The 12,147-nt window shown below is 42.2% G+C and carries 12 protein-coding genes; 5 read left to right on the forward strand and 7 right to left on the reverse strand.

The window, feature by feature from the left end; translation table 11 throughout:
- Positions 1-44: 44 nt before the first annotated feature.
- The 4 genes from AC504W_RS19920 to trpB all read right to left on the reverse strand — a co-directional run bounded on the left by AC504W_RS19920 (position 45) and on the right by trpB (position 6,301).
- A complete protein-coding gene (locus AC504W_RS19920; RefSeq protein ID WP_494873959.1) occupies positions 45-3,632 on the reverse strand; it encodes an nSTAND1 domain-containing NTPase in 3,588 nt (1,195 codons plus the stop codon).
- A 43-nt stretch (positions 3,633-3,675) separates the two neighbouring features.
- A complete protein-coding gene (locus AC504W_RS19925) occupies positions 3,676-4,074 on the reverse strand; it encodes a Het-E N-terminal domain-containing protein (RefSeq protein ID WP_494873960.1) in 399 nt (132 codons plus the stop codon).
- 128 nt (positions 4,075-4,202) lie between these two features.
- Positions 4,203-4,742, reverse strand: a complete 540-nt coding sequence (locus tag AC504W_RS19930) for a CAP domain-containing protein (RefSeq protein ID WP_494873961.1) — start codon at positions 4,740-4,742, stop codon at positions 4,203-4,205.
- 323 nt (positions 4,743-5,065) lie between these two features.
- Entirely contained in the window at positions 5,066-6,301 is a 1,236-nt protein-coding gene (trpB, locus tag AC504W_RS19935) for a tryptophan synthase subunit beta (protein WP_494873962.1), read from the reverse strand.
- Between the two features lie 150 nt (positions 6,302-6,451).
- Between trpB and AC504W_RS19940 the strand changes: the two genes are divergently transcribed.
- The 5 genes from AC504W_RS19940 (at position 6,452) to clpB (ending at position 10,907) form a co-directional block, all read left to right on the forward strand.
- On the forward strand, positions 6,452-6,799 hold the full coding sequence (locus AC504W_RS19940; RefSeq protein ID WP_103126823.1) for a translation initiation factor: 348 nt from the start codon (positions 6,452-6,454) through the stop codon (positions 6,797-6,799).
- 71 nt (positions 6,800-6,870) lie between these two features.
- Positions 6,871-7,029, forward strand: coding sequence for a YqaE/Pmp3 family membrane protein (locus AC504W_RS19945; protein WP_103126829.1), 159 nt, complete (start codon positions 6,871-6,873; stop codon positions 7,027-7,029).
- A gap of 200 nt (positions 7,030-7,229) precedes the next feature.
- A complete protein-coding gene (locus AC504W_RS19950; RefSeq protein ID WP_494873963.1) occupies positions 7,230-7,628 on the forward strand; it encodes an STAS/SEC14 domain-containing protein in 399 nt (132 codons plus the stop codon).
- Positions 7,625-8,065 carry an HNH endonuclease gene (locus AC504W_RS19955; protein ID WP_494873964.1) on the forward strand — a complete coding sequence of 147 codons (441 nt, stop codon included), beginning with the start codon at positions 7,625-7,627 and terminating at the stop codon, positions 8,063-8,065. The genes AC504W_RS19950 and AC504W_RS19955 overlap by 4 nt, the downstream gene beginning before the upstream one ends.
- Positions 8,066-8,288: 223 nt before the next feature.
- On the forward strand, positions 8,289-10,907 hold the full coding sequence (clpB, locus tag AC504W_RS19960; RefSeq protein ID WP_494873965.1) for an ATP-dependent chaperone ClpB: 2,619 nt from the start codon (positions 8,289-8,291) through the stop codon (positions 10,905-10,907).
- A 56-nt stretch (positions 10,908-10,963) separates the two neighbouring features.
- Here the strand turns inward: clpB and AC504W_RS19965 are convergent, their stop codons facing one another.
- The 3 genes from AC504W_RS19965 to AC504W_RS19975 are packed head-to-tail and all read right to left on the reverse strand — an operon-like array spanning position 10,964 to position 12,112.
- Positions 10,964-11,392 (reverse strand): hypothetical protein, encoded by a 429-nt coding sequence (locus tag AC504W_RS19965; RefSeq protein WP_494873967.1) that lies wholly within the window; start codon positions 11,390-11,392, stop codon positions 10,964-10,966.
- A 19-nt stretch (positions 11,393-11,411) separates the two neighbouring features.
- Positions 11,412-11,831, reverse strand: a complete 420-nt coding sequence (locus AC504W_RS19970; protein ID WP_494873969.1) for a type II toxin-antitoxin system VapC family toxin — start codon at positions 11,829-11,831, stop codon at positions 11,412-11,414.
- The gene (locus AC504W_RS19975) at positions 11,828-12,112 is read right to left on the reverse strand and encodes a hypothetical protein (protein WP_494873971.1); all 285 of its coding nucleotides are present in this window, start codon (positions 12,110-12,112) and stop codon (positions 11,828-11,830) included. The genes AC504W_RS19970 and AC504W_RS19975 overlap by 4 nt, the downstream gene beginning before the upstream one ends.
- Positions 12,113-12,147 lie beyond the last annotated feature (35 nt).

Here is a 12,147-nt window from a genome sequence, read left to right on the forward strand (position 1 = left end):
GTTGCCTGCCGAGCGAAGTCGAGGTAAGCCGAAGTGCTACACCCCTAATTCTTGCCTATACCGTCGCACAAATGCCTATCACTCTCGCTAACATTAGGATTTTGTAAATAACCGCGTATTGAATCACAATTGTTCTGCATTAAAGGGTCTAACTCCAATTCTGGAAGATTCCAGAGTTTGATTGAGTTGTCTTGACTGCCAGAAGCCAAAGTCTTGCCGTCGGGGCTAATACTCACGCTCCAGACATCTTGACTATGCCCGTACAGGGTGCGAATTTCCTTGCCTGTCTCTAGATTCCAGAGTTTGATTGATTTGTCAAAACTGCCAGAAGCCAAAGTCTTGCCGTCGGGGCTAATACTCACGCTACTGACAGCTCCACTATGCCCAATAAGGGTGCGAATTTCCTTGCCTGTCTCTAGATTCCAGAGTTTGATTGTCTTGTCATCACTGCCAGAAGCCAAAGTCTTGCCGTCGGGGCTAATACTCACGCTCGTGACAGTGTTAATATGCCCAATAAGGGTGCGAATTTCCTTGCCTGTCTCTAGATTCCAGAGTTTGATTGAGTTGTCATCACTGCCAGAAGCCAAAGTCTTGCCGTCGGGGCTAATACTCACGCTATAGACAGTTCTACTATGCCCGTTGAGGGTGCGAATTTCCTTGCCTGTCTCTAGATTCCAGAGTTTGATTGTCTTGTCTTGACTGCCAGAAGCCAAAATCTTGCCGTTGGGGCTAATACTCACGCTAATGACAAGATCACTATGCCCAATAAGGGTGCCAATTTCCTTGCCTGTCTCTAGATTCCAGAGTTTGATTGAGTTGTCATCACTGCCAGAAGCCAAAGTCTTGCCGTCGGGGCTAATACTCACGCTATGGACACCTCCCCTATGCCCAATAAGGGTGCGAATTTCCTTGCCTGTCTCTAGATTCCAGAGTTTGATTGTCTTGTCACCACTGCCAGAAGCCAAAGTCTTGCCGTCGGGGCTAATACTCACGCTATAGACAGTGTAACTATGCCCAATAAGGGTGCGGATTTGGTTGCCTGTCTCTAGATTCCAGAGTTTGATTGAGCTGTCAAGACTGCCAGAAGCCAAAGTCTTGCCGTCAGGGCTAATACTCACGCTATGGACACCTTCCCTATGCCCAGTCAAGGTGCGGATTTGGTTGCCTGTCTCTAGATTCCAGAGTTTGATTGATTTGTCATAACTGCCAGAAGCCAAAGTCTTGCCATCAGGGCTAATACTCACGCTATAGACCCTTTCACTATGCCCGTTCAGGGTGCGGATTTGGTTGCCTGTCTCTAGATTCCAGAGTTTGATTGAGTGGTCATCACTGCCAGAAGCCAAAGTCTTGCCGTCGGGGCTAATACTCACGCTATTGACACTTTCACTATGCCCGTTCAGGGTGCGGATTTGGTTGCCTGTCTCTAGATTCCAGAGTTTGATTGAGTGGTCATCACTGCCAGAAACCAAAGTCTTGCCGTCGGGGCTAATACTCACGCTCGTGACAGTGTTAATATGCCCAATAAGGGTGCGAATTTCCTTGCCTGTCTCTAGATTCCAGAGTTTGATTGTGTTGTCTTCACTGCCAGAAGCCAAAGTCTTGCCGTCGGGGCTAATACTCATGCTAATGACACCTCCACTATGCCCCTTCAGGGTGCGGATTTCCTTGCCTGTCTCTAGATTCCAGAGTTTGATTGTCTTTTCACTATTGCCAGAAGCCAAAGTCTTGCCGTCGGGGCTAATACTCACGCTCCAGACAGGTTGACTATGCCCGTACAGGGTGCGGATTTCCTTGCCTGTCTCTAGATTCCAGAGTTTGATTGTGTTGTCTTCACTGCCAGAAGCCAAAGTCTTGCCGTCGTGGCTAATACTCACGCTCCAGACAGGTAGACTATGCCCTTCTAAGCGGTTGCGCTCTCTTCCTTGAAAACGAACTGTCTGTAAGGCATTGAATACCTCTGGGTTAGTTGTGTGTTGGCTTTGCAGGATTTTTCCCGCCTTGATTGCTTGGACAAAAGCCTCCAATTGTTTATTTTCATTAAATAGAGACAAGGAATATCGACCAAGAGATTCGGCTTGATTGAGTTCCGATTGGTTTTTCTCATTCCATGCCGTCAAACCCAAGCCACCACTAATTACCACTGCCACCAAGGAACCCGCCGCAATTGTTCTTGCTGTTCTAATCTTTTCATTCTTTTGGCGTTCTGCTTGAGCGACACTAACCTTAATAAATTCTCTTGCCACATCATCAAAATTAGGGAAAGATTGCTCTTTTTCAAGCTCAACAATTCGCACCAGCTTAGAACCACTCCAAAGTTCACTGTTAGCTTTTTGGGCATCTTTTTTGCGTAACTCATCCCACTGTTTCGCATCAGCAGATAACCGATTTCCCAGGACTATTATCTCTTCTTTGTCCCGAATTAAATTCTGTAAAACTTTCCAAGAGCGAAGTAATTCCTCATGTGCCACTTCAGCCGTCGCCTTTCCGTCTTCTCTTTTACTTACCAAAAGGCGACTATCAATCAATTGATACAAAACTTTTTTTTGTGTCTCATCTTTCTCAAAAGCCGTTATATCAGCCCTTTTACTAACAGCTTCTTTGCGTTCTAATCCGATTAATCCTATAAAAATATTTTGTGCTGCTTTTCTTTCTTGTTCATTAAATTTATCATATATTTTATCAGCCTGTTTCTGAAGTGCGCCTGTCACTCCTCCCAAATCTTGATAAGTCTTGATATTTAAAACTCTGTCTTGAATATTATCTTTTTTCCACAATTCATTTAAAGTATATTGCAAAAGTGGTAAAGACCCAGCCTGTTGATGAAAATCGGCAATAATTTGCTCAATTAATCCCTGTGCAAAAGTTACTCCATTCCTAGCCGCAGGTTCAACAATTGCCAATTTTAGCTCACTATCATCCATATCTGTGAGCATTCGGCTAGAGTAATCATGGATTTTTCCTAATTTTGGATAGGGGCTTAATTTATCGAGAAAATCAGCCCGCATAGTCAGAACAACTTTAACGGAACTATCAGATTTTTCAATTAATTGAATGAGGCTTTTTATGAAGAAATCTCTTTCCTTCTTTGGTGTTGTGGTAAATAATTCCTCAAATTGATCTACAAAAATCAGCCATTGAGAATCCCGTTTAAGAGATTGCACAACTTTCACCAGAGTATCTTCTTTAACAGCTTGGGCTAGTTCTGCTTCTGATTGTTTATATTTTGTTAAAAGACTACTATGAAAAGATTGAAATGGGTTTGCATCAGGTACAAAGGTTAAACTTACTAATTGTTCATAACCAGCCTGATCTTCTAAAGCAGGAATTAAACCTGCTCTAATTAAGGAGGACTTACCACTTCCAGACGCTCCTAAAAGCAGAAGAACATTATTTTTTTTGAAGTAATCTGTTAGTTCACTAATCCAACTATCTCTACCAAAAAATTTACTACTATCTTTTGTCTCAAATTTACTTAATCCCAAATAAGGAGAACCTTCAATAAGCTTTCGATTATGAATTTCAGTATCAGATAAAGTGCGAGAAATATAGGTAATATTGACAGTTCCTGAATTGGTTCCAGCAACGCCTAATACATCACCTTCAGTCGTTACTTTGAAAGGATCTGTAGTCATGCTAATTTTATTTAAATTTGATTAAACACAATTTAAAGATTATTTATTTGCCCTTAGTAACTGGGCCAATATTAACCGTTCCTGAGTTGGTTCCAGCCACACCAAATACATCACCTTGAACTGTGACATTTGTGTTATATTTGCCTTCTTCAAATCCTTGAGGATCTTCTTTTTTCATGACCTCTTCGGCTGCTTTAATAATTTCCTCATCTTTATCAACACCAGCTTGAGTAAGCTTATCTTTTAACAAACCTTCCACTTGCTTAATTTCTTCTGGTTTCGCATCTACCAGCCCTTTTCCCAGAGGATCACTTTCAAGCTTCTTCTTAATCAAGGTTTTCAAACCCTGATAGGCATCTTTCACGGCTGTCCCTGCGGTTTCTTTAGTAGCAGCGATCGCACCAGCACCTAAAGCAGCGATAATCAGAGAAATAGGTTCCATAGTTAATTCTCAATAAGCTTGCAAGAGAAATTCGATGTATCTAAGAACCATACAGCAAAAATAGGGCGCGTTACGCAAATTTAGTAACGCACCCCAAGTTTTAAGCAAGTTTTAACTGAATTATCTTCCTAACGTGTGCGGATAAATATTTGGGTGAAATAAACCGCACCTCTGCTATTTACCGCCACACCAACACCTGTGAGATTGTAATTACCTTTGATATTAGCCAAATGTCCTGAACTTCTCAGCCAGCCTTGCACGGCTTGAGTAGCAGGATCTCTATATCCCTGATTGTAAGCCACATTTTCTGCTGCTGCTGTATAGGGAATTGTCACTGCGATCGCTTGAATTCTTGCACCAAAACCATCATGACCAAATGCAACTCGCCCCTGAGCCATGTTTTGACTGTGAATTCTGGCTTGATTGTCAATAGTTGAATTACGGCTTAACGCTGGTAGACCAAGTGAAGCTCGATATTGATTAATTTGGTTGAATACTGCAAGTTCTAATGTCGCAGTATTCACAGTTGATTGTGCCAGTTGGATGCTATGGTCTGACATTTTAGGTTGTTGCAAGGTAGCAGTTTGAACTGGTGTAGAAAAAGCGGTTACGCCTCCAATCAAGGCCAGAGTCGCTACACCAGCACTGGATATTTTATTCTGAATCATTAATAGGTAGCCCTAAACACACTGAAAGAACACACTTCCAGATAATGTAACCGGACTTATGTAAACTGGACAAATAGGCTATTAGCCAGCATCTGGGGATTTATGCTGCTATATCTGGCAAAACTACCAACCAACTTACATATTCATAAATTTCCATACATCATCATTCTCTGGGTAGAGAAATAAATGATGACACGCCTCGGTTATATGTTCAGTTCAAAGAGGTGCAGAGGAAAGATATTCTTCCTCTGCAACGCAACTGTGTTAATTGGCTTAATCGACTCCCTCAGCACTTAGCACTTTCAATTCAGCACTTTTTATTGCTAAGTTAAAAATTTAGCGACGGTTTGCACATCTTTGTCACCGCGTCCAGAACAGTTGATGATAATTTTGGGACTACCGCTAAGTTGCGGACAGAGAGTTTCGAGATAGGCGATCGCATGGGATGTTTCCAATGCTGGGATAATCCCTTCTAAGCGAGACAGTTTTTGGAATGCTGCTAAAGCTTCGGCATCTGTCACACTATAATATTCTGCCCGATTAATGTCTTTTAAATAACTGTGTTCTGGCCCTACGCCGGGATAATCTAACCCAGCACTAATTGAGTGCGCCTCAGTTACTTGTCCATCTTCATCTTGCAGCAGATAGCTCATCGCTCCATGCAATACACCTATTTGTCCTTTTGTCAAGGTTGCAGCGTGTTTATCTGTATTCACACCTTCGCCAGCAGCCTCTACCCCAATTAACCGCACAGATGGCTCATTGACGAATTCATAAAATAGCCCCATTGCATTGGAACCACCACCCACACAAGCCATGAGAATATCAGGTAAACCGCCCCACTTTTCTAACGCCTGGGCGCGAGTTTCTTGTCCAATCACCGCATGAAAATCTCGCACCATCATTGGGTAAGGATGGGGGCCAGCTACAGAACCGAGGATGTAGTGAGTTGTTTCAACATTCGTCACCCAATCCCGAATTGCTTCTGAAGTTGCATCTTTGAGCGTACCTGTACCCGCCTCCACTGGACGGACTTCTGCCCCCATCAGCCGCATTCTAAATACGTTCAGGGCTTGGCGTTCCATATCGTGAACGCCCATGTAAATCACGCATTCCAATCCAAACCGGGCGCAAACTGTTGCTGTCGCGACTCCATGCTGTCCAGCACCAGTTTCGGCAATAATTCGCTGTTTACCCATACGCTTGGCTAATAATACCTGACCCAAGGCATTATTAATTTTGTGTGCGCCTGTATGATTTAAATCTTCTCGCTTCAAATAAATCTGCGCCCCCGTACCATCAGGTCGGGCATAATGAGCAGTTAAACGTTCAGCAAAATACAACGGTGTAGCGCGTCCTACATAATCTCGCAGGAGTTGTTGCAGTTCTGCTTGAAACTCTGGAGCATTACGATATTGCTGATAAGCTGTTTCTAGTTCAGCTAAAGCGGGCATCAGCGTTTCCGGGACGTACTTACCGCCAAAGCGTCCAAAGCGTCCTTGTGTATCGGGAACCTGAGCAGTTGTGGAAGAATTTGGAGAAAGGGGAGTAGTAGTCACAGAAAATATTGATGACAAGTAAAGACTTCATTAATTATAGGTATTCTCCGGCAGATCAGCGCAATTCGCAATTTGTAATTCGTAATTCGTAATTACGGAAGTCTGACACCATAATGGATGTAGTAGGATTCATCACTGCCGGAATGTTGTATGTCTGCTTCTAAATCCAACTCGTCTGATAAAAAGTTTGTCTACCAAGAATTCGGTAACGATAACTCCGCTGCTACCGAAAGACCAATTCAAGAACTCCCGCCGCAACAACAAAATCTGAGAATCCAAGCGACTCGCACCGGACGCAAGGGTAAAACAGTCACCGTGATTACTGGCTTTCAATGCAAGCCGGAAACTTTAGCAGATTTAGTCAAACAGTTGAAAACTCAATGCGGTACTGGTGGGACAGTCAAAGAAGACACCATTGAAATTCAAGGCGAACACAAGCAAAAGATTTTGGAGATTGTCACCAAACTAGGTTATAAAGCTAAACTCAGTGGCGGTTGAGGAAGCAGATAAACCACATTTTTGCAATGTTATCTTTGAGGAGTATAAATAGACCGATACAGGAGGCTGAAATGGACTTAATTAGAATTTTAGCGGCGATTTTTATCCCACCATTGGGAGTGTTTTTACAAGTTGGTTTGGGGAAAGATTTTTGGATTAATATCCTTTTGACTTTTTTGGGGTATATCCCAGGGATTGTACACGCGGTGTGGGTAATTGCCAGAAAATAATGTAATTGAATTAACTATATGACTGAGCGATCGCTTTTAATCAAGGGTTTAATGTAAGCAATTGCACCTTAATTTATTCACCCAAGTTGTAACAATCGATGCTATCACTCGATGACTGTTGAAAGCGATCGCTCATCCAGAAGATGTTTGTGGGAGTCTAAGGTCAAATTACCAATAAATTAGCAGACAAAAGGCAGATAATGTCCATCGTTAAAGTTGAAGTACAATTATCTTCGGAAGAATTGCTCAAAGCAGTTGAGCAATTAAACTTGTCTGAATTAGAACAATTTGTATCGCAAGTTATTATTTTACAAGCTCAACGTAAAGCTACTAGACTCCCGCAAGCAGAAGCAGAATTATTGCTCAAAATTAATCAAGGTATTTCTCCAAATCTTCAGAGAGATTACAAAGAATTAATTACTAAACGAGATCATGAAATTCTTACAGAAGATGAGTATCAAAAATTATTGCTATTAACTGATGAAATAGAAAAAATCCAAGCACAGCGTCTAGAAAATTTAGCTGAATTAGCACATTTGCGTGGGATTCCACTAACTACTTTAATGGAACATTTAGGCATTCACGCAAGCAACAAATGATGTCTGAAAATAGAGTGACAGCGCGGCAAAAAAAATTCGTGGTTCAGCGAGCTAATGGATGTTGCGAATATTGTAGAAGCCAAGAACGCTTTGCTATTCAAGCTTTTTCTGCCGAGCATATTATTTCTCTAAGTCAAGGTGGAGAAACAAATCTAGATAATTTGGCTCTTTCTTGTCAGGGTTGTAACAATCACAAATATAATAAAATCCAAGGCTGTGACCCAGTGACTGGTGAAACTGTACCTTTGTATCACCCACGTCAACAATTATGGAATGATAATTTTGCGTGGAATAATGATTTTACATTAGTTATTGGTGTGACTCCAACAGGCAGAGCTACGGTAGAAACCTTACAGTTGAACAGAGAAGGAGTTGTAAATTTGCGCCGAGTATTATACGCAATGGGTGAACATCCTCCAGAGAGTGTTAATGATTGATCACAATCTTGACTATTTGTTCAACCTCTTGTGCGCCTCGTGACAATTTTTGCCATGTCTTAACGAAGCAGCACGATGTGTGGAAAAATATTCATTATTCAGGTAATAATACTACTTCTCCAAGACGTGAAGACCGATCCAGTTGGTTGCGCTCTGCTTCATACAATAACCATATAAGATTTTTTTCTGCGCCTCATGTCGGGAGTGGTTATTCAAAAAGCCTATGCAACCTACTAATCCTAACCAATTTACCGAAAAAGCCTGGGAAGCGATCGCCCACACGCCGGAGATTGCTAAACAATATCACCAACAACAAATCGAAAGTGAACACCTGCTAAAAGCCTTGCTAGAACAAGAAGGTTTAGCCAGCAGTATTTTAACCAAAGCGGGTGTGAATCTGCAAAAAATTCGCGATCGCACTGATCAATTTCTCCAACGTCAGCCAAGGGTATCTGGTACGAGTAGTTCTGTATTTTTGGGACGCAGTTTAGATACGCTGTTAGATAGGGCTGATAACTATCGCAAAGATTTTAAAGACGAATATATTTCTATTGAACATTTATTGCTGGGTTATGCCAAAGATGACCGTTTTGGCAAAGGTCTACTCCAAGAATTCGGTTTAGACGAAAGCAAGCTGAAAAACATTATTAAACAAATTCGTGGGAGCCAGAAAGTGACCGACCAAAATCCAGAAGGTAAATACGAAGCACTGGAAAAATATGGACGTGACCTCACCGAAGCCGCCCGCAAAGGTCAACTTGATCCGGTGATTGGTCGAGATGACGAAATTCGTCGGACTGTGCAGATTCTTTCGCGCCGCACCAAGAATAACCCCGTGTTGATTGGGGAACCTGGGGTAGGGAAAACTGCGATCGCCGAAGGACTCGCTCAACGCATCGTCGCGGGTGATGTTCCCCAATCCCTCAAAGACCGCAAACTCATCGCTTTAGATATGGGTGCTTTGATTGCGGGCGCAAAATTCCGGGGTGAATTTGAAGAACGCCTCAAAGCAGTCTTAAAAGAAGTGACCGAATCTGGTGGGAATATTGTTCTATTTATTGATGAAATTCATACCGTTGTCGGTGCGGGTGCAACCCAAGGGGCGATGGATGCGGGTAACTTGTTAAAACCAATGTTGGCGCGGGGTGAGTTGCGTTGTATTGGGGCGACAACTTTAGATGAGTATCGCAAATATATCGAAAAAGATGCCGCTTTAGAAAGACGCTTCCAGCAAGTTTATGTCGATCAGCCCAGCGCTGAAGATACGATTTCGATTTTGCGTGGCTTGCGGGAACGCTACGAAAACCACCACGGCGTGAAGATTTCCGATAGTGCTTTGGTGGCTGCGGCGACATTATCGAGTCGGTATATTAGCGATCGCTTTTTACCAGATAAAGCCATTGACTTGGTAGACGAAGCCGCTGCTAGGTTGAAAATGGAGATTACTTCCAAACCGGAAGAACTCGACGAAATTGATCGCAAAATTCTCCAATTAGAAATGGAGAAACTATCTTTGCAAAAAGAAAGCGATGCAGCTTCTCGTGAACGGTTGGGACGACTAGAAAAAGAAATCGCTGATTTCAAAGAAGAACAAAGAACTCTCAGCACTCAATGGCAGTCTGAAAAAGATATCATCAACAAAATTCAGTCTGTTAAAAAAGAAATTGAACGGGTGAATTTAGAAATTCAGCAAGCAGAACGCAACTACGACCTCAACCGCGCCGCAGAATTGAAATATGGGAATTTAACTGATTTACATCGCAAACTAGAATTAGCGGAAAGTGAATTAGCTAACGCCCAAAGAAGCGGTAAATCTCTACTGCGGGAAGAAGTCACCGAATCTGATATTGCGGAAGTAATTTCTAAATGGACAGGGATTCCTATCAGTAAGTTGGTGGAATCGGAGAAAGAAAAACTACTGCATTTAGAAGACGAACTGCATCAGCGGGTAGTTGGACAAGATGAAGCCGTGACAGCTGTCGCCGATGCAATTCAGCGATCGCGTGCGGGATTGGCTGATCCGAATCGTCCCATTGCCAGCTTTGTTTTCCTTGGCCCTACAGGTGTTGGTAAAACCGAGTTAGCCAAAGCCTTAGCGGGATATATGTTCGACACCGAAGATGCACTGGTGCGAATTGATATGTCTGAGTACATGGAAAAACACGCCGTGTCTCGCTTAATTGGTGCGCCTCCTGGATATGTCGGTTATGAAGAAGGCGGACAACTCACAGAAGCGATTCGTCGCCGTCCATACTCAGTGATTTTGTTCGACGAAATCGAGAAAGCACACCCCGATGTGTTTAATATCTTCCTGCAAATTCTCGATGATGGACGCGTCACCGATGCCCAAGGTCATACTGTAGACTTCAAGAATTCAATTATTATCATGACCAGCAACATCGGTTCCCAGTTCATTCTTGATATTGCTGGAGATAACGCTCGTTATGACGAAATGCGTCATCGAGTCATGGAAGCGATGCGGAATAGCTTCCGGCCAGAATTCCTCAACCGCATTGATGAAGTGATCATCTTCCACAGTTTAGATAAAAAAGAACTGCGGCATATTGTACAGTTGCAAGTCGGTAGATTAAGAGAAAGATTGAGCGATCGCAAGATATCTCTCAAACTATCCGATGCAGCGCTTGACTTCTTAGCCGAAGTTGGTTACGACCCTGTGTTCGGGGCGCGTCCACTCAAACGGGCAATTCAGCGCGAGTTAGAAACGCAAATTGCCAAAGCCTTACTCCGCAGCGAATTCCACGACGGCGACACCATCTTTGTCGATGTGCAGAATGAACGCCTGGCGTTTAGTCGCTTACCTGTGGAAGTATTTAGCAGTTAATTTAAGGTTGTTTCTCACAATGGCGCAAAGATACAAAGATGTGTCTTTGCGTTTTTTTATGGGTTGTTATCTGGTTCTGTATATTTGCAGAAAACGTTGATTCCAATTTTGAGGATATATAAAACTACAATTGTGGCGATCGCAGCATCAATCGGAATACCATGAACAGCCGCTACAGTTACCAACGAACCAATAACACTATTAAGTAAAGCAGCACTACCAGGGTTTTTCGTATATTCTTTAATTTTGCCTTGTAAACCTTCATCGCCGCATATTTCAGCGCGAATTTCATTTAGGGTTAATTGTAATAGAGATTTATTTTTACCGAAAGCTGCTTTACCAAATTGCTCTTGCCAAAGTTCATCAAAACTTGCTTCTAAATCACCGTTATTTTGCTGTAGAGTAGCGAGTGCTTTTTGTGCTTGCTCATCTTGGATGATTTGTTGCAGTTCTTGAATTTCGGTAGAAGATAATTGAGTAGTCATATATTTGTAATCAAATATTTTACGGTGTATTGGTAAGTTCTTGAATTAACTGTTCCGGTGTAAGGATTCGGGGAGTAGTTACAGGAAAATCCCCAGGATTGCGAGTAATAATAGCATCTAAATGATTAATTACTGCCGTGCTGTATTGAATCGCGTCTTCAAAATCTTTGAAATTAACATTTAATGCCATGTTAATTGTGTTACTGTCTACAGTAGCAATACGGCAAACAGTAACTATTTCTGTTAAAAACTCAAGAGCTAAATTTCGACCTTTATCTTTACGGATAATATAATAAAGGTCGCTAAATGAAGATGCACAGATGTAACCTTCTATCTGTCCTTGTTCAACAAAAGATACAACTGTATCACTATTACCAAAAAACGGTTGTCGTTCAAGTGCTACATCCAAAATAATGTTAGTGTCTAACAGAACTTTCACAAGTTATGTTTCTCCTTTAAAGCTTCCCATCTGGCTTGTTCACCATCAAAATCAGGAGATACAGGTTGTGTCTTTTCAAACCAGCCTTGTAACGCTTTGATTTTTGTTTGTCTCTTTGGCTTGTCTGTTGGTGGTTCAGTAGAGACTTCTGCAACACTTTCCTTAGAAACAATTGGCTGCAAAATAATCACTTCCACTTCACCAGGGGCAATATTTAAAGGTTCGTTAATAATCAAATTACCTGATTCATCAATTTTGGCATTCAGTTTGTAGGCTTGCATACTGCTACTCCTTTTTGTTTCTAGAATAAAACACC

This window comes from Nostoc sp. C96 (assembly GCF_059384975.1).